The organism is Streptomyces sp. WAC05374, assembly GCF_004353505.1.
Lineage (GTDB): Bacteria > Actinomycetota > Actinomycetes > Streptomycetales > Streptomycetaceae > Streptomyces.
On record NZ_SMNQ01000005.1, the window covers coordinates 137,177 to 154,996 of the forward strand.

Genomic DNA, 17,820 nt, shown 5'->3' on the forward strand with positions numbered 1-17,820 from the left:
CACGTCCGCCATTCAGTTGTGCACAACTGAATGGCGCGCTATAAATATGACACCGATCCACCCGCCTCCCCACGAGAGGACCCCTCATGGACGCCCTGTACACCGCCGTCGCCACCGCCAACGGCCGCGAAGGCCGCGCCGTCAGCTCCGACGGCCAGATCGACCTCCCGCTCGGCTTCCCCCAGGCCCTGGGCGGCAACGGCCAGGGCACCAACCCCGAGCAACTCTTCGCCGCCGGGTACGCGGCGTGCTTCGCGAGCGCGATGGGCGCGATAGGCCGCCAGGAGAAGATCGACGTCAAGGACGCCTCGGTCACCGCCGAGGTCAGCATCGGCAAGGACACGGACGGGGGCTTCGGCCTCGCCGTCGTGATGCGCGTGGAGCTTCCGGACCACCTTCAGGGCGAGCCGGGCCGCGACCTGCTGGAGAAGACCCACGCGTACTGCCCCTACTCCAAGGCCACGCGGGGCAACATCCCGGTTCAGCTCGTCATCGAGTAATGCCCGGGGCCAGACGGCGGGTGCGGTAGCTCTCGGCGTCGAGCGTGACGATCTCCGCGTGGTGGGCCAGCCGGTCCACCGTCGCGGAGGCCATCGCGCCGTCACCGAACACCTCGCCCCACCGGCCGAGCGGCCGGTCGCTGGTGACGATCAGCGAGGCCCGCTCGTAGCGGTGCGAGACGAGCTGGAAGAAGAGGTGGGCCACCTCGGGGTCGAAGGGCACGTACCCGACCTCGTCCACCACGAGCACCGGATACGCGTCCAGTTGGGCGAGCTCCTGGCGCAGCCGCCCCGCCGCCCTGGCGTCCGCGAGCCGGGCGCCCCACTCGGCGGCGGTGCCGAACAGCACCTGGTGGCCGGCCTGGCAGGCCCGTACGCCCAGGGCGATGGCCAGGTGCGTCTTGCCGGTGCCGGGACCGCCCAGCAGCACCACGTTCGCCTTCCGCGTGACGAAGTCGACCTTGCCCAGCCGGGCGATCTCCTCCGGCTCGGGCGCCCGCAGGTGACCCTCGTCGAACGTCTCCAGCACCTTGCGGGCGGGGAACCCCGCGGCCTCGATCCGCTCCTCGGCCCCGGTGGCGGGCTCGTCCAGCACCGCCTCCCGCTCCCCGTCCCGCTGGGCGGGGATGACCACCTCCTGGGGCGCCTCCTTCACCGGGTGCGCCTTGGCCTCGTGCGCGGCCATGGGCCCGGACATGTAGGCGAGGATCGCGGCGGAGGCGATGAACGCCATGTGGATGACGGTCCCCCACAGCAGGTCGTGCCGGGGCGTGTGGTGCACGTCCACGAACATCTGGAGCAGGTGCACCGAGGAGATCCCGACGATGGCGGTGGCCAGCTTGACCTTCAGTACGTTGGAATTGACGTGCGAGAGCCACTCGGGCTGGTCACGGTGGCCCTGCAGCCCGATCCGGGAGACGAAGGTCTCGTACCCCCCGACGATCACCATGATCAGCAGATTGGCGATCATCACCACATCCACCAGCTTGAGCACGGCGAGCATCACGTGCGTCTCGTCCGCGTGCCCGCTGATGACGTGGTGGATGAGGTGCCACAGCTCGTTGAAGAACTTGTAGACGTACACGCCCTGCGCGGCCACCAGGCCGAAATACAGGGGCGCCTGGAGCCAGCGGGTCGCGAAGAGGGCACACCCCAGGGTGGTCATGTTCGGCGGGGGCGAGACGGAGCGGGTCACAGGGCCTCCAACGGCGGGGAGGTTTGTCATTCTTGTGCGCCGTCACCGGCGAACCGTGGTCCCACCACCCGTTGGGGTTATTAGAAATCCAGTCGGACTGTTCCTTCCGACAGGGCCTTCCGGCACCGCCAGGGCTGCCGGAAACATCCCCTCGCCCGGTGCGCGCCCCACCGGGGAGTCGCCCGGGCCCACAGCGGGAGACCGCCTACGCTGCCAGAACTGACAGCCCATCAGGAAGGGAGCGTCCCGTGTCCTCTCGTCTCAATCCGTACATCAGCTTCGACGGCAACGCCCGGGAAGCCATGGAGTTCTACCAGGGGGTCTTCGGCGGAACACTCCGGGTCAACACCTACGCCGACTTCGGCATGGCGGAGGCCGGGGAGAGCGACGCCGAAAAGATCATGCACAGCATGCTCGAGACCGAGCGCGGCCTGACCCTGATGGGCGCCGACACCCCGCCCGGCTCGGGATACTCGCCCGGCAACAACATCTCCGTGAGCGTCAGCGGGGAGGACGCCGCAGAACTGCGCGGCTACTGGGACAAGCTCTCCGCCGGCGCCACGGTGACGGTCCCACTGGACAAACAGATGTGGGGCGACGTCTTCGGCATGTGCACGGACCGCTTCGGCATCACCTGGATGATCAACATCAACCAGCAGGGCTGACCGCGCGGCGACACCCGGAGTGGTGCGACGGCCCCCGTCGCGCCGCCCCGCCCGCCGCCTCCGGCGGTCACCCCTCCGTACGGCGTGGCCCGCACCCTCCGCCGATTCCGTACGCGGTCACGTCGCCCGGCTTCGGCCAACCCGTCCGAACCCGGGAGGCGTCCGACCTGCGCCGACGCGGACCGGCACGCCCTCCAACCTGCCGAGGCCGACCTGGACACCGGGCGGAAGACCGTGGTCACCAAGGGCCCGGGCAGGTCCGACGGCCTCGCCCTCGACCCGCGGGGCAACGCCCGCATCGCCGGCTACAACGGTGATCTGTGGAAGGTCAGGAAGGTGTGACCTGCCGGGAGCGGCACGCACAATGCCCTGACCCGAGAAGAAACGTTTCCTCAGACCAGGGCACCGCTCGGTGGGGCGGGTGGGACTCGAACCCACGGCCGACGGATTATGAGTCCGCTGCTCTAACCGGCTGAGCTACCGCCCCTTACGGCGCGTCGCGCACATTTGTGCGCGCCGTCTGCCGCAGCATAGCCGCTCATACGATCTCCTGCTCCGGATGGTCGGCATCGCACGACCTTGAGGACCGCCCGGCGGCCCGGACGGTTCCCTCCGGAGCCGAATCCGGGTGGAAAACGCCGAAGAGGGCCCCGAAGGACCCTCTTCCGGTACCGCTCCCCCGACTGGACTCGAACCAGTAACCCTCCGGTTAACAGCCGAATGCTCTGCCAATTGAGCTACAGGGGATCGCGCTCCCCCGACTGGACTCGAACCAGTAACCTGCCGGTTAACAGCCGGCTGCTCTGCCAATTGAGCTACAGGGGATTGCTGCGTTGCACCGAACGTACCCACCTGGGGTCTCCCGGGCGGCGCTCGCTCGCTGCGACACATACATTAGCGCAAGCAGGGGGGTGCTCCGCCAATCGGTTCCCCGGGGTGATCTCCGGCCCTGCCGGGTAGGCGGCCAGCACCGACGCCTACGGAAGGGTGGCAGCCATGCGGTACAAGCTCACGTTCGTCGTTGGACTGGCCCTCGGTTACGTCCTCGGGACCCGTGCGGGGCGCGAGCGATACGAGCAGCTCCGGAAGTCCGCGCGCGAGTTCTCGCACAACCCGGCGGTGCGCAACGCCGCCGAATCGGCCGCGCACACCGGGCGGGAGGTGGCCGGCAAGGCGCTCCACACGGTGAGCGACAAGGTCGGCGACCGGATGCCCGAGTCGGTGGCCGAGCGGGTGCGCTCGCTGCGGGAGCGCAGCCAGGGCAACGGCCAGGACGAGTGGGGGACCAGTAACACCTAGGGTGCGGCAGAATCTATCCCCATGGGGATAGTCGCCGGGTTGGACAGTTCGTCGGGTTTCACGCGCATCGTCGTCTGTGACACGGAAACGGGTGCGGTGCTGCGGCAGGGCTACGCGCCGCACCCCGTCGAACCGAAGGCCACCGAGGTGGACCCGCAGGCGTGGCTGCTGTCGCTGGGCGAGGCCGCGTCGGGCGGGCTGCTCGAGGGCGTCCAGGCCATCGGCGTGTCCGCGCAGCAGCACGGGCTGGTGCCGCTGGACCGGCAGGGCGCGCTGGTGCGGCCCGCGCTGGTCGGCAACGACAAGCGGGCCCAGGTGGCGGCGGCGGACCTGGTCGAGGCGTTCGGGGGGCGTCAGGCGTGGGCCGAGGCCGTCGGGGCCGTACCGCAGTCGGCGATGCCGGTGGCGAAGCTTCGCTGGCTGGCGCGTACGGAGCCGGAGGCGGCGGCCCGGGTGGCGATGGTCCTCCAGCCGCACGACTGGCTGGTGTGGCAGCTCCTGGGGCGGCCGGTGCGGCGGACAACGGACCGGGGCGCCGCGTCGGGCACGGGGTACTGGTCGGCGGGTGCGGGTGCGTACCGGCCGGATCTGGTGGAGCTGGCGCTGGGGCACCAGGCCGCGCTGCCGGAGGTGCTGGGCCCCGCCGAGGCCGCCGGGATGACCCCGGAGGGGCTGCTGATCTCGGCCGGGACCGGCGAGACGATGGCGGCCGCGCTCGGCCTGGGCCTGGGCATCGGCGATGCCGTCGTGTCGCTGGGCGCGTCCGGGTCGGTCATGGCGGTGCACCACGAGGCGCTGGCCGATCCGCACGGCATGATCACGGCGTTCGCGGACGCGGCCGGGATGCACCTGCCCGTGGTGCACACCTCCAACGCGGTCCGGGCGCTGCGCGGGACGGCCGAGATGCTGGGCCTGGGCGGTGGGCTCGAGGAGCTGTCGGCGCTGGCGCTGAAGTCGACGCCGGGCGCCTCGGGGCTGGTCCTGCTGCCGTACCTGGAGGGTGAGCGCACCCCGCACCTGCCGCACACGGCCGGGACGCTGAGCGGGCTGCGGCGCGAGTCGATGAAGCCCGAGCACCTGGCGCGGGCGGCGTTCGAGGGCATGCTGTGCTCGCTCGCGGACGCGATGGACGTGCTGCGCGGCCGGGGCGTGGAGGTGCGCCGGGTGTTCCTGCTGGGCGCCGCGGCCGAGCTGCCCGCGGTGCAGGCGGCGGCTCCGGCGATCTTCGGCGCGCAGGTGGTCGTACCCCAGCCGGCCGATTACGCGGCGCTGGGCGCGGCGCGGCAGGCGGCGTGGGCGCTGGGCGTCTCGCAGGGCGTGCTGTCGCCGCAGGCGCCGCCGGCCTGGCAGGGGGCCGCGGCGCAGGTGTGCGAGCCGGGCGAGGAGCTGGCGGTGGGGCAGGCCGTGCGCCAGCAGTACGGCGCGACGCGCGAGCAGCTTCACCCCGGCGCCTTCTCCTCGTAGGGCCGCGCCCCGGAAGACCGGGAAACCGAGTCGTAAGGGCGGGCGTGTCCGGCGATAGTTGAACCGTGCTCAGACAACTACTCCGGATACATCTGGGGCCGTACAAACGGCCCATAGCCCTGCTGGTGGCGCTCCAGTTCCTGCAGACGTGCGCCACCCTCTATCTGCCCACCCTCAACGCGGACATCATCGACAACGGTGTCGTGCGCGGCGACGCCGGTTACATCCTGCGGTTCGGCGCGCTGATGATCGCCGTGTCGGTGGTGCAGGTGGTCTGCAACGTCGGGGCCGTTTACTACGGGGCGCGCACCGCGGCGGCGCTCGGGCGTGACGTGCGGGCGGCGGTCTTCGACCGGGTGCAGTCCTTCTCGGCGCGGGAGCTCGGGCACTTCGGGGCGCCGTCGCTGATCACCCGGACGACCAATGACGTCCAGCAGGTGCAGATGCTGGTGCTGATGGCGTTCACGCTGATGGTGTCGGCGCCGATCATGTGCGTGGGCGGCATCGTCATGGCGCTCGGGCAGGACGTGCCGCTGTCCGGGGTGCTGCTGGCGGTGGTGCCGGTGCTGGGCATCGCCGTGTCGCTGATCGTGAAGAGGATGCGGCCGCTGTTCCGGACGATGCAGGAGCGGCTGGACACGGTGAACCGGGTGCTGCGGGAGCAGATCACCGGCAACCGGGTGATCCGCGCGTTCGTGAAGGACGCCTACGAGCGGGAGCGGTTCGAGCGCGCCAACGCCGACCTGACGGACGTGTCGATGTCGACCGGCCGGCTGATGGCGCTGATGTTCCCCACCGTGATGACCGTGGTGAACGTCTCCAGCGTCGCCGTGGTCTGGTTCGGCGCGCACCGCATCGACAGCGGCGCGATGGAGATCGGCGCGCTGACGGCGTTCCTGGCCTATCTGATGCAGATCGTGATGGCCGTGATGATGGCCACGTTCATGTTCATGATGGTGCCGCGCGCCGAGGTGTGCGCCGAGCGCATCGAGGAAGTGCTGCGTACGGAGACCAGCGTGATCCCGCCGGTGGCCCCGGTGCGGGAGCTGCGGCGGCGCGGGCACCTGGAGGTGCGGGGCGCGGACTTCCGTTACCCGGGTGCCGAGGAGCCGGTGCTGCGCGGGGTCGACCTGGTGGCCCGGCCGGGCGAGACGACGGCGGTCATCGGCTCCACCGGCAGCGGCAAGTCGACGCTGCTGGGGCTGGTGCCCCGGCTGTTCGACGTCACGGGCGGCGAGGTGCTGGTCGACGGCGTGGACGTGCGTGAGCTGGACCCCGCGCTGATGGCGCGGACGGTCGGGCTGGTGCCGCAGAAGCCGTACCTGTTCTCCGGGACGGTGGCGACGAACCTGCGGTACGGCAACCCCGACGCGACCGACGAGGAGCTGTGGCACGCGCTGGAGGTGGCGCAGGCGGCCGGCTTCGTACGGGAGCTGGAGGGCGGGCTCGACGCACCGGTCTCGCAGGGCGGTACGAACGTGTCGGGCGGGCAGCGGCAGCGCCTGGCCATCGCGCGGACGCTGGTGCAGCGGCCGGAGATCTACCTGTTCGACGACTCCTTCTCGGCGCTGGACTACACGACGGACGCGCTGCTGCGCACGGCGCTGGCGGCGGAGACCGCCGAGGCGACGGTGGTGATCGTCGCCCAGCGCGTGTCGACGATCCGGGACGCCGACCGGATCGTGGTCCTCGACGAGGGCCGGGTCGTGGGTGTGGGCCGCCACCACGAGCTGATGGCGGACAACGAGACGTACCGGGAGATCGTGCTCTCCCAGTTGACCGAGGCGGAGGCTGCCTGATGGCGGGGCCGGCGGGACGGATGATGGCGGCGGCGGGCCAGGGCCCCGACCAGCGGTCGATGGACTTCAAGGGGTCGGGCAGGCGGCTGCTGCGGCAGCTCGGGCCGGAGCGGACCACGCTGTGGGCGATGCTGGCGGCCGGGGTGCTGAGCGTGGCGCTGTCGGTGGTCGGGCCGATGATCCTCGGGTGGGCCACCGACCTGGTGTTCGCGGGTGTGGTCGGGCGGGAGATGCCGGACGGGCTCACCAAGGAGCAGGCCGTGGCGGGGCTGCGGGCCGACGGTGACGACGGGCTCGCGGACATGCTGTCGGGGGTGGACTTCCGGCCGGGGCAGGGCATCGACTTCGAGGCGGTCGGCGGCGTACTGCTGGCCGTCCTCGTGGTGTACGTGGCGGCGGGGCTGCTGATGCTGGTGTCGACGCGGCTGTCGATCCGGGTGATCAACCGGACCGTGTACCGGCTGCGGGAGGACGTGCAGGCCAAGCTGGAGCGGCTGCCGCTGGCGTACTTCGACCGGGCCAAGCGCGGCGAGGTGCTGAGCCGGGCGACGAACGACATCGACAACATCGCGCAGACCATGCAGCAGACGATGGGCCAGCTCATCAACTCGGCGCTGACGATCGTCGGCGTGCTGGTGATGATGTTCTGGATCTCGCCGCTGCTGGCGCTGGTCGCGCTGGTGACCGTGCCGCTGTCGGTGGTCGTGGCGACCCGGGTGGGCAAGCGGTCGCAGCCGCACTTCGTGCAGCAGTGGAAGTCCACGGGCCGGCTGAACGCCCACATCGAGGAGATGTACTCCGGGCATGCGCTGGTGAAGGTCTTCGGGCGGCAGGACGAGGCGGCGGCCGACTTCCGCGAGCAGAACGAGGCGCTGTACGAGGCCGGGTTCCGGGCGCAGTTCAACAGCGGGATCATGCAGCCGCTGATGTTCTTCGTGTCGAACATCAACTACGTGCTGGTGGCGGTGGTGGGCGGGCTGCGTGTCGCGTCCGGCACGCTGTCGATCGGTGACGTCCAGGCGTTCATCCAGTACTCGCGGCAGTTCTCGATGCCGCTGACGCAGGTGGCCTCCATGGCGAACCTGGTCCAGTCCGGGGTCGCGTCGGCGGAGCGGGTCTTCGAGCTGCTGGACGCGGAGGAGCAGGAGCCGGACGCCACCGGGGTGCCGGGTGCGGCCGGGGAGTCCACCGGGCGGGTCACGCTGGAGAAGGTGTCGTTCCGCTACGACCCGGACCGGCCGCTCATCGAGGACCTGTCGCTGTCGGTGATGCCGGGCCAGACGGTCGCGATCGTCGGCCCCACGGGCGCCGGGAAGACCACGCTCGTCAACCTTCTGATGCGGTTCTACGAGGTGACCGGCGGCCGCATCCTGCTGGACGGGGTGGACGTGACGGAGATGACGCGGGACGACCTGCGGTCCCGCATCGGCATGGTGCTCCAGGACACCTGGCTGTTCGGCGGCACGATCGCCGACAACATCGCGTACGGCGCCTCGCGTCCGGTGACCCGGGCGGAGGTCGAGGAGGCGGCGCGGGCCGCGCACGCCGACCGGTTCGTCCGTACGCTGCCGGACGGGTACGACACCGTCATCGACGACGAGGGCTCGGGTGTCAGCGCGGGCGAGAAGCAGCTCATCACGATCGCGCGGGCGTTCCTGTCGGACCCGGTGATCCTGGTGCTGGACGAGGCGACGAGCTCCGTCGACACGCGGACGGAGGTGCTCATCCAGAAGGCGATGGCACGCCTGGCCCACGGGCGGACGAGCTTCGTGATCGCGCACCGGCTGTCCACGATCCGCGACGCGGACGTGATCCTGGTGATGGAGAACGGCGCGATCGTCGAGCAGGGCACGCACGAGGAGCTGCTGGCGGCCGAGGGGGCTTACGCCCGCCTGTACGCGGCGCAGTTCGCCCAGGCCGTGGCCGAGGTGGACTGACCGGGGGTCAGTCCAGGTAGCCGCGGAGCTGGTCGGCGAAGGCGTGGTCCCGCAGCTTGTTGAGGGTCTTGGACTCGATCTGGCGGATGCGTTCGCGTGTCACGCCGAAGATGCGTCCTATCTCCTCCAGGGTGCGGGGCCGGCCGTCGACCAGGCCGTAGCGGAGCTGGACGACCTTGCGTTCGCGCTCGCCGAGCGTGGACAGGACGGCCTCCAGGTGCTCGCGCAGCAGGAGGAACGCCGCGGACTCGACGGGGGACGCGGCGTCGCCGTCCTCTATGAGGTCGCCCAGCGCGACGTCGTCCTCCTCGCCGACCGGGGCGTGCAGGGAGACCGGCTCCTGCGCCAGGCGCAGCACCTCGCCGACCCGCTCGGGCGCCAGGTCCAGGTGCGCGGCGACCTCGTCGTGGGTGGGTTCGCAGCCGCGTTCCTGGAGCATCCGGCGCTGGACGCGTACGACCCGGTTGATCAGCTCGACGACGTGGACCGGGACGCGGATGGTGCGGGCCTGGTCGGCGAGGGCGCGGGACATGGCCTGGCGGATCCACCAGGTGGCGTACGTCGAGAACTTGTAGCCGCGCGCGTAGTCGAACTTCTCGACCGCCCGGATCAGGCCCAGGTTGCCCTCCTGGACCAGGTCGAGCATGGTCAGGCCGCGGCCGACGTACCGCTTGGCGACGGAGACGACGAGCCGCAGGTTGGCCTCGATCAGGCGGCGCTTGGCCATCCGGCCCATGACGACCAGCCGGTCGAGGTCCATGGCGAGCTGGGAGTCCGGGTCGGGGGTGCTCGCGAGCTTCTCCTCGGCGAACAGGCCGGCTTCCACGCGGCGGGCCAGCTCGACCTCCTCGGCGGCGGTGAGCAGGGGTATGCGGCCGATCTCGCGGAGGTACTGGCGGAAGAGGTCGGAGGAGGCGCTGCCGCCCGCGTCGGCCGCCGCCGCCCGGCTCCGTCCGGTGGGCACCGGCTCCGGTTCCTCCGGCTCGGTCACGGCGTCGGGCACGGCGTCGGGCAGGGCTTCCGGGTGGTGCGGCGGGAGGCCCTGCACGGGCACGGCGGTGGCCGTGGCCGCGTCGATGTCGGTCAGGGTCCGGGTCTGCACGAGGGCGACCTCCATGGTGATCGCTGCCGGTTCGGGGGCGTGCGGCAGTGGGACGGCGGCGGCCGTGCCGCTGGTCTCCGTCCCGTACGCGATGAGCTCCGAGGACTCAGGCACCGCCCCCAGTGTGGGGTACGACACATCACCGCCAGTAGGGGCGTGCGAACACTTTTTGCGACCGATCGGTGACGGGGCGGCGTCGTCCGGGGGTCCGGGGGGCCGGGGGTCCGGGGGTCGTTCCCCGGGGGATGCGGCGCGACCGATCGGTGACGGGGCGGCGTCACCGTGCCGCTCGGCGGCGGGGGCGGGTGTCGCGGTGGCGCTGGTGGCGGGGCGGCGTCGTCCGGGGGTCCGGGGGGCCGGGGGTCGTTCCCCGGGGGATGCGGCGCGACCGATCGGTGGCGGGGCGGCGTCGCGGGGGCCGGGGCCGGCTCGCGGGGGCGACTTCCGGCGGGGCCCGGACGGCGGGCGGTGTCAGAGGGCGGCCGCGCCGCGGTTGCGGAGCGACTGGGCGTACTGCTGGAGGACCCACAGCTCGTTCTGGACGGCCGCCAGGTGGTCGGGGTCGGCGTGGGAGCCGAGGCGGGCGAGGGCGCCCTGGACGTCGCGGACGCGGCGGTCGACGGCGCGGAGGCGGACGGCGACGAGCTGGTCGCCCGCGTACGCCTCGTCGACGGTGCGCCCGTGGAGGGGTTCGACGGCGAGTTCGGTGACCAGTGCGCGGGCCCGGTCGTCCGGCGCGGCCTCCCGGACCCGGGCCAGGTAGCCGGCGGCATCGGAGATGCCCTGCTCGGCGCCGCCGGCGTCCGCGATGATCTGCCGCACCACGGCGTAGGGCGGCGCGGTGAACTCGTCCACGCCGTACGCGTCGAAGGCGGGCGAGACCAGGGACGGGTACTGGAGGGCCAGCTTGAGCAGCTCGCGTTCCGTCCGGTGGACGGGGTTGCGCAGGTTCAGCGCGGGGCCCGAGGGGCCGGTCGGGGCCCGCATCTCCGGCGCGGTCCTGGCGGGACCGGGCGCGGGCGCCGGGCCGCGGCCGCCGCGGTCACGGGCCCAGCGGGCGAGCTGGGCGACGCGCTTGACGACGAACTGGGTGTCGAGGATGCCCAGCATGCCGGCCAACTGCACGGCGACCTCGTGCTGCGAGGCGACGTTCTTGATGCGGGCGACGACGGGCGCGGCCTCGTCGAGGGCGGCGGCGCGGCCCGCCGGGGTCTCCAGGTCGTACCGGCCGACGATCTGGCGCAGGGCGAACTCGAAGAGCGGGGTGCGCGGCTCGACGAGGTCGGCGACCGCCTCGTCGCCCTTGGCGAGGCGCAGCTCGCAGGGGTCCATGCCCTCCGGGGCGATGGCGATGTACGTCTCGGCGGCGAACTTCTGGTCGTCCTCGAAGGCCCGCAGCGCGGCCTTCTGCCCGGCGGCGTCGCCGTCGAAGGTGAAGATGACCCGCGCCGATCCGTTGTCCATCAGCAGCCGGCGGAGGATCTTGATGTGGTCGCCGCCGAAGGCGGTGCCGCAGGTGGCGATGGCGGTGGTGACCCCGGCCAGGTGGCACGCCATGACGTCGGTGTACCCCTCGACGACGACGGCCCGGCTGGACTTGGCGATCTCCTTCTTGGCCAGGTCGATGCCGTACAGGACCTGGGACTTCTTGTAGATGGGGGTCTCGGGGGTGTTGAGGTACTTCGGTCCGTTGTCGTCGTCGCGCAGCTTGCGCGCGCCGAAGCCGACGACGTCGCCGCCGACGTCCCGGATGGGCCACATCAGGCGGCCGCGGAAGCGGTCGATGGGGCCGCGGCGGCCCTCCTGGGAGAGGCCGGAGAGGATCAGTTCCTTGTCGCTGAAGCCCTTGCCGCGCAGGTAGCGGGTGAGGTGGTCCCAGCCGGCCGGGCTGTAGCCGACGCCGAAGTGCTGGGCGGCGGCCTGGTCGAAGCCGCGCTCGGCGAGGAACCTCCGCCCGATCTCGGCCTCGGCGCCGTCCAGTTGGCCGGCGTAGAACTGGGCGGCCTCCTTGTGGGCCTCGATCAGCCGGATGCGCTCGCCCCGCTGGTGGCCGGGGTTGTACCCGCCCTCCTCGTACCGCAGGGTGATGCCCGCCTTGGCGGCGAGGCGCTCGACCGTCTCCGAGAAGGAGAGGTGGTCGATCTTCATCACGAAGGCGATGGTGTCCCCGCCCTCCTGGCAGCCGAAGCAGTGGAAGAGACCCTTGCTGGGGCTGACCTGGAAGGAGGGGGACTTCTCGTCGTGGAAGGGGCACAGGCCCTTGAGGTTGCCGCCGCCGGCGCTGCGGAGCTGGAGGTACTCGGACACGACGGCGTCGATCGGGACCGCGTCCCGTACCGCCTTCACGTCGTCATCGTTGATCCTGCCGCCTGCCACGCACGAAGTCTACGGGTGGGGCAGGACGTCCTGGAGCGGTGTGGCGGGGTCGGCGAGGGCCTCGGTGTCCACGGGCGTACGGGAACGGACGAGGTCCTGGACGGCGGGTGTGACGTCCCACACGTTCACGTTCATCCCGGCCAGCACGCGGCGGTCCTTCAGCCAGAAGGCGATGAACTCCCGCTTGCCGACGTCGCCGCGGAGGACCACCTGGTCGTACGAGCCGGGCGGCGCCCAGCCGCTGTACTCCATGCCGAGGTCGTACTGGTCGGAGTAGAAGTAGGGGACCCGGTCGTAGGAGACGTCCTGGCCGAGCATGGCGCGGGCGGCGGCGGGGCCTCCGTTGAGGGCGTTGGCCCAGTGCTCGACGCGCAGCCGGGCGTGGAGGAGGGGGTGCTCGGCGGCGGCCACGTCTCCGGCGGCGTAGATGTCGGGGTCGGAGGTGCACAGCGACGCGTCGACGGCGATGCCGCCGCCGTGGGCGCGGTCGACGAGGGCGAGGCCGGCGTTCTCGGCGAGGGCGGTGCAGGGGGTGGCGCCGACGGCGACGAGCACGGCGTGGGCGGGGTGCTCGTCGCCGTCCTCGGTGCGGGCGGCCAGCACCATGCCGTCCTGGCCGGTGATCTCGGTGAGGCGGGTGCCGAAGCGGAAGCGGACCCCGTGCTCGGCGTGCAGGTCGGTGAAGAGCTGGCCCAGCTCGGGGCCGATGACCCGGTGCAGCGGGGTGGGGTCCGCTTCGACGACGGTGACCTCGGCGCCGTACCCGCGGGCGGCGGCGGCGACCTCCAGGCCGATCCAGCCGGCTCCGGCGATCACCAGGTGGCCGTTGTCGCGGCCGAGTGCGGCGAGGGTGCCCTGGAGCCGGTCGGCGTGGACGAGGCGGCGCAGGTGGTGGACGCCGGCGAGGTCGGTGCCGGGGATGTCCAGGCGGCGCGGTTCGGCGCCGGTGGCCAGCAGCAGCTTGTCGTACCCGATGCTGGTGCCGTCGCCGAGGCGGACGGTCCGGGCCGCGCGGTCGATGGCGGTGACGGGCTGGCCGAGGTGCAGCTCGATGTCCTGGACCGCGTACCAGGCCGATTCGTGGACGAACGCCTTCCCGCGCGGTTCCTTGCCCGTGAGGTAGCCCTTGGACAGGGGCGGGCGCTCGTAGGGCGGGTCGACCTCCTCACCGATGAGGATCACGCGGCCGGTGAACCCCTCGGCACGGAGTGTTTCCGCCGCCTTGGCCCCGGCCAGTCCCCCGCCGACGATGACGAAGGTCTGATCTGCGTCGACCACTTCTTGCCTCCTGGTGGTTTGCGGGATTCCCACGCTACGCCGCCGTCCCCCAGCAGCCTCCCGTACGGAGCGTGATGTCGGAAGAGGACGTGGGGGACCCGGGGGACGCGCGGGGAGGCGGGCGGCGCGTTCAGCGGCGGCCGGTGAGGCGGGCGTGGAGGGTGCGGGCGGAGGCGTCGGTGAGCGAGGCGATCTGGTCGACGATCACCCGCTTGCGCGCCCGGTCGTCGGGGGCGGTGTCGAACAGGGCGCGGAACTGCGGGTCCAGCCCCTCGGGCGCGCGGGCGGTGAGCGCCTCGGCCAGCTCGGCGAGCACGACGCGCTGGTCGGCCCGGAGCGCCTCCTGCTCGGCGCGCTGCATCACGTACCGGTCGGCGACGGCCTTGAGCACCGCGCATTCGTTGCGGGTCTCGCGCGGTACGACCAGCTCGGCGGCGTACCGGGTGAGGCGGCCGGAGCCGTGGGCCCGGCGGGTGGCGGCCTCGGCGGCGAGGCAGAAGCGGCCGATGAGCTGGCTGGTGGCGTCCTTGAGGCGGGCCTGGGCGATGGCCGTGCCGTCGTAGCCGTGCGGCCACCACTCCTGCTCCATGAGCCGGTCGAGGGCGTCGGCGAGCTCCTGCGGGTCGGTGCCGGCGGGGACGTACCGCCCGATGGCGACGCGCCAGATGTCGGCGCGCTCGGGTTCGGCGAGCAGGAGGTTGGGGTCGATGTGGCCGGCGTGCAGGCCGTCCTCGAAGTCGTGCACCGAGTAGGCGACGTCGTCGGACCAGTCCATGACCTGGGCCTCGAAGCACTGGCGGGTCCCGGGCGCGCCCTGCCGCACCCAGGCGAAGACGGGGAGGTCGTCCTCGTACACCCCGAACTTGGGCGAGGCGGGGTCGGTGGGGTGGGCGCCGCGCGGCCAGGGGTACTTGGTGGCGGCGTCAAGGGCGGCGCGGGTGAGGTTCAGTCCGACGCTGACGAGTTCGCCGGTCGCCCGGTCGGGGACGAACCGCTTGGGTTCGATGCGGGTGAGCAGGCGCAGCGACTGGGCGTTGCCCTCGAAGCCGCCGCAGTCCTTGGCCACGTCGTTCAGGGCCTGTTCGCCGTTGTGCCCGAAGGGCGGGTGGCCCATGTCGTGCGAGAGGCAGGCGGCCTCGACGAGGTCGGGGTCGCAGCCGAGGGCGGCGCCCAGCTCGCGGCCGACCTGGGCGCACTCCAGGGAGTGGGTGAGCCGGGTGCGGGGGCTGGGGTCCCAGGCGTGGCTGCGGGAGCCGGGGGTGACCACCTGGGTCTTGCCGGCCAGCCGCCGCAGCGCGCTGGAGTGCAGCACGCGGGCGCGGTCCCGCTGGAACGCGGTGCGGCCCGGCCGCTTGTCGGGCTCGGGCGCCCAGCGCGCGGTGGCCGCCGCGTCGTACGTCCCGTCGGTGTCGTACGTGCCGGTGCTGCTCGTGCCGTTCGTGCTCGTGCCGTTCGTGCCGTTCGTGCCGTTCGTGCTCGTGCCGTTCGCGTCCTTGCCGTCCATGCCGTCGTTCATGCCGTCGTTCATGCACTGAAGGTAACCGCAGGGACTGACGGTGAACCGGTCAGACGGAGACCAGTTGGGGGGACGTGGGGAGGCAGGGGTGGGCGAGTGCCTGGTCGTAGCGGTGCAGGACGAGCCGGGCGAGCGCGGGGTGGGGGCCGAGCGGGGCGGCGGCGATCCAGGGCGCGGCGGCGGCGCTGCGGGTGGCGAACAGGCCGGGGGCGGTGAAGTAGGAGGCGACGGCTGTGCGGTGGTGGCCGCGTGCGGTGAGGGCCCGGACGGCCTGGGCGACGGTGGGTGAGGCGGCGGAGGCGTAGGCGGGCAGGACGGGTACGCCGCCGAGGCGCTCGCCGAGCAGCCGGGCGGTGCGGCGGGTGTCGGCGGCGGAGTCGGGGTCGCGGGAGCCGGCGGCGGCGAGGACGACGCCGGTGCCGGTGGTGGCGCTCCAGCCGGCCTCGGTGAGCCGGTCGTGGAGCGCCTCGACGAGCAGGGGGTGGGGGCCGAGCGGGGCGGCGACGCGTACGCGCAGGTGGGGTGCGCGGGCGGCGGCGCCGGGCAGGTCGTGCTTGACGTGGTAGCCGCGGCTGAGGAGGAGGGGTACGAGGACGGCGTCGCCGCCGTCGAGGCCGGCCAGGGTGTCGTCGAGCAGGGGGGCGTTCAGTTCGATGTGGCCGAGCCGTACGGGAAGGCCCGGCCGCAGTTCGCGGACCCGGTCCAGCAGGGCGTTCACGGTGGTCGCCGCGTGGGGGTCGCGGCTGCCGTGGGCGACGGCGACGAGGGTGGGCAGGTGGGGTGTGCTCATGGGCCTGCGCGTTCCGTTGAGGTGGAGATGGGTGAGCTGGGAGCCCAGTTGCGCGCTGATGCGGGTGAGCAGTTGTGCGCCGGAGTCGAAGGGCTGGGGCTCGAAAGGCGGGGGCGAGAAGGACGGGGGCGAGAAGGACGGGGACGAGAAGGAAGGGGGCTGGGGCACGTCGGGCTGAGGCACGTCGGGGTGGGGCGCGTCGGGGTGGGGCGCGTGGCGGTCGGCCGGCTCCGTCATGAACCGATGGTGACGGGCGGGTGTTGCCGTGACGTTGCGTGGCGGTGACGGGTGTTTTCCACGGGCTCACCGCCGGTGGGGCTCAGCCCTGTGAGACCCAGACGCGCAGGGGGCCCGTGGCCGTGAAGCCGTGGCGGAGGGCGGCCGTCAGGTCGTCGCCGTGCTCATAGCCGACGACCGGGGTGCCGGGCCACAGGCGGCTGACGGCGGCGAGGCAGCCGGGCCAGGGGTCGGTGCCGAAGACGTTGGACAGGCCCACGACGTCCGGGGCGGTGCCGCGGCTCACGACCGCCCCGGCCACGATGCCGCCGTCCGGCGCGCGGCCCGCGAGGACGGTGGTCGCCGGGTCGGCCAGCAGCGCGGGGCGGAAGAGGTCCAGGGGCGCGCCGTCGCTCCAGGCGGCCTCCCAGGCGGCCAGTTCGGCGGCGGTCCGGACGGGCTCCCAGGGCGCGGCGCCCGTGAGCGGCGGGGCGGGCGCGTCGGCGGGGCGGTGGATCCACCGGGCGTCGAAGAGCGGCGCGAAGCCGTGCCCGGTGAGGTCCAGGGTGGCGAAGCTGTCCTTGACGGACGCGCCGGGAACGGCCCGGTCGATGCCGGCCAGCACGTCGTGCGGGGCGGCGCCGGGGGCGAGCGTCACGGCGTCCGGGTAGTACGGCGGGGTCCGGCGCGGGTGGGTCCAGGCGAGGTCGCCGAAGGTGCCGGCGCCCAGGCCGTGGGCGCGGCACAGGGCGGCGCACCACTCCGCGTTGTTGCGGGCGGCTGCCCGGGCCCATGGGCCGGAAGAGGTCATGCGGGACATCGCGCCAGGGCGCGGGGCAGAGAACGATCTTATTTACCCGCTACATTCTTTTCAAAACGCGGAAGAAGTTTTCCGCCAGAAGGAAGTGGGGGTTTCATGGGTGGTACGCAGAGGGCGCTGCCACGCCGCGCCGTCGCGGAACTGGTCGGCACTGGGGCGCTGGTGGCGGTCATCATCGGTTCGGGCATCCAGGCCACCGGCCTCAGCCCCGACGTCGGGGTCCAGCTTCTGGCCAACTCGCTGGCCTCGGCGATCGGGCTCGGGCTGCTCATCGCCCTGTTCGCGCCGGTCTCCGGCGCCCACCTCAATCCGGTCGTCACCCTCTCCGTCTGGTGGACCGGACGCCGCACCCCGGGCGGCCTGACCGGACGGGAGGTCGCCCTCTACATCACCGCCCAGCTCACCGGGGCGGTCGCGGGCGCCCTGCTCGCCGGGGCCATGTTCGGTCACGCCCCGGGCAGTTGGTCCACCCAACTGCGCTCCGACGTCCACCTGCTGCTCGGCGAGACGGTGGCCACGGCCGGTCTGGTGCTGCTCATCCAGGGCCTGGACCGCATCGGGCGCGCCCAGCTCGCGCCGCTGGCGGTCGCCGCGTACATCGCGGCCGCGATCTGGTTCACCTCCTCCGGCTCGTTCGCGAACCCGGCCGCGACGGTGGGGCGCTCCCTCACCGACTCGTTCACCGGCATCGCGCCCGCCTCGATGCCGGGCTTCATCGCCGCCCAGCTCCTGGGCGGGCTCCTCGGGGCGGGGCTCGTCACGCTCCTGTACGGCGGGCGTCCGCCGTCCAGATCACACGTGCCGCACTGAACCGGAGCGGCCGTTCCGGCGTCGGAAGAGGCGGAGGTGGGGTGTGGGATTCC

Annotated in this window: 14 protein-coding genes and 3 tRNA genes; 7 read left to right on the forward strand and 10 right to left on the reverse strand. The window is 72.5% G+C overall.

All coding sequences use genetic code 11. The features are described from left to right. Positions 1-86 precede the first annotated feature (86 nt). Positions 87-500, forward strand: a complete 414-nt coding sequence (locus tag E2B92_RS13030) for an organic hydroperoxide resistance protein (protein ID WP_126888491.1) — start codon at positions 87-89, stop codon at positions 498-500. Here the strand turns inward: E2B92_RS13030 and istB are convergent. Further along, a complete protein-coding gene (gene istB, locus E2B92_RS13035; protein ID WP_126888492.1) occupies positions 490-1,725 on the reverse strand; it encodes an IS21-like element helper ATPase IstB in 1,236 nt (411 codons plus the stop codon). The two genes, E2B92_RS13030 and istB, sit on opposite strands and share 11 nt — an antisense overlap. A 218-nt stretch (positions 1,726-1,943) precedes the next feature. Here istB and E2B92_RS13040 point away from each other — a divergent pair, with 218 nt between their 5' ends. After that, entirely contained in the window at positions 1,944-2,360 is a 417-nt protein-coding gene (locus tag E2B92_RS13040) for a VOC family protein (RefSeq protein WP_126888493.1), read from the forward strand. A gap of 413 nt (positions 2,361-2,773) precedes the next feature. Here the strand turns inward: E2B92_RS13040 and E2B92_RS13045 are convergent. From E2B92_RS13045 to E2B92_RS13060, 3 genes are all read right to left on the reverse strand, one after another. Continuing rightward, positions 2,774-2,847: transfer RNA gene (locus tag E2B92_RS13045), tRNA-Ile, on the reverse strand. A gap of 187 nt (positions 2,848-3,034) precedes the next feature. Beyond that, a tRNA-Asn gene (locus tag E2B92_RS13055) sits at positions 3,035-3,107 on the reverse strand. Positions 3,108-3,112: 5 nt separating this feature from the next. Continuing rightward, positions 3,113-3,185: transfer RNA gene (locus E2B92_RS13060), tRNA-Asn, on the reverse strand. A 171-nt stretch (positions 3,186-3,356) separates the two neighbouring features. Between E2B92_RS13060 and E2B92_RS13065 the strand changes: the two genes are divergently transcribed. The 4 genes from E2B92_RS13065 (at position 3,357) to E2B92_RS13080 (ending at position 8,859) form a co-directional block, all read left to right on the forward strand. After that, entirely contained in the window at positions 3,357-3,659 is a 303-nt protein-coding gene (locus E2B92_RS13065) for a YtxH domain-containing protein (RefSeq protein ID WP_126888495.1), read from the forward strand. Between the two features lie 21 nt (positions 3,660-3,680). Beyond that, the gene (locus E2B92_RS13070; protein ID WP_126888496.1) at positions 3,681-5,123 is read left to right on the forward strand and encodes an FGGY family carbohydrate kinase; all 1,443 of its coding nucleotides are present in this window, start codon (positions 3,681-3,683) and stop codon (positions 5,121-5,123) included. A 65-nt stretch (positions 5,124-5,188) separates the two neighbouring features. Next, positions 5,189-6,922 carry an ABC transporter ATP-binding protein gene (locus E2B92_RS13075; protein ID WP_126888497.1) on the forward strand — a complete coding sequence of 578 codons (1,734 nt, stop codon included), beginning with the start codon at positions 5,189-5,191 and terminating at the stop codon, positions 6,920-6,922. After that, on the forward strand, positions 6,922-8,859 hold the full coding sequence (locus tag E2B92_RS13080; RefSeq protein ID WP_126888498.1) for an ABC transporter ATP-binding protein: 1,938 nt from the start codon (positions 6,922-6,924) through the stop codon (positions 8,857-8,859). The genes E2B92_RS13075 and E2B92_RS13080 overlap by 1 nt, the downstream gene beginning before the upstream one ends. Before the next feature lie 7 nt (positions 8,860-8,866). Here the strand turns inward: E2B92_RS13080 and E2B92_RS13085 are convergent, their stop codons facing one another. The 6 genes from E2B92_RS13085 to E2B92_RS13110 all read right to left on the reverse strand — a co-directional run bounded on the left by E2B92_RS13085 (position 8,867) and on the right by E2B92_RS13110 (position 16,948). Further along, on the reverse strand, positions 8,867-10,075 hold the full coding sequence (locus tag E2B92_RS13085) for an RNA polymerase sigma factor (protein WP_399432232.1): 1,209 nt from the start codon (positions 10,073-10,075) through the stop codon (positions 8,867-8,869). A gap of 357 nt (positions 10,076-10,432) precedes the next feature. Beyond that, positions 10,433-12,337: a DNA primase gene (gene dnaG / locus E2B92_RS13090; protein ID WP_126889383.1), complete on the reverse strand. Its 1,905-nt coding sequence runs from the start codon at positions 12,335-12,337 to the stop codon at positions 10,433-10,435. A 9-nt stretch (positions 12,338-12,346) separates the two neighbouring features. Then, complete coding sequence (locus E2B92_RS13095; RefSeq protein WP_126889382.1) at positions 12,347-13,615, reverse strand: NAD(P)/FAD-dependent oxidoreductase; 1,269 nt, start codon at positions 13,613-13,615, stop codon at positions 12,347-12,349. 130 nt (positions 13,616-13,745) lie between these two features. After that, a complete protein-coding gene (locus E2B92_RS13100) occupies positions 13,746-15,119 on the reverse strand; it encodes a deoxyguanosinetriphosphate triphosphohydrolase (protein ID WP_126889384.1) in 1,374 nt (457 codons plus the stop codon). 61 nt (positions 15,120-15,180) lie between these two features. Continuing rightward, positions 15,181-16,158 carry a sirohydrochlorin chelatase gene (locus E2B92_RS13105; RefSeq protein WP_200836918.1) on the reverse strand — a complete coding sequence of 326 codons (978 nt, stop codon included), beginning with the start codon at positions 16,156-16,158 and terminating at the stop codon, positions 15,181-15,183. Positions 16,159-16,240: 82 nt separating this feature from the next. Continuing rightward, the gene (locus tag E2B92_RS13110) at positions 16,241-16,948 is read right to left on the reverse strand and encodes a hypothetical protein (protein WP_126888891.1); all 708 of its coding nucleotides are present in this window, start codon (positions 16,946-16,948) and stop codon (positions 16,241-16,243) included. A gap of 105 nt (positions 16,949-17,053) precedes the next feature. On the opposite strand from E2B92_RS13110, the gene E2B92_RS13115 reads away from it, so the two are divergent. Then, complete coding sequence (locus tag E2B92_RS13115) at positions 17,054-17,767, forward strand: aquaporin (protein ID WP_126888890.1); 714 nt, start codon at positions 17,054-17,056, stop codon at positions 17,765-17,767. Positions 17,768-17,820: the final 53 nt, after the last annotated feature.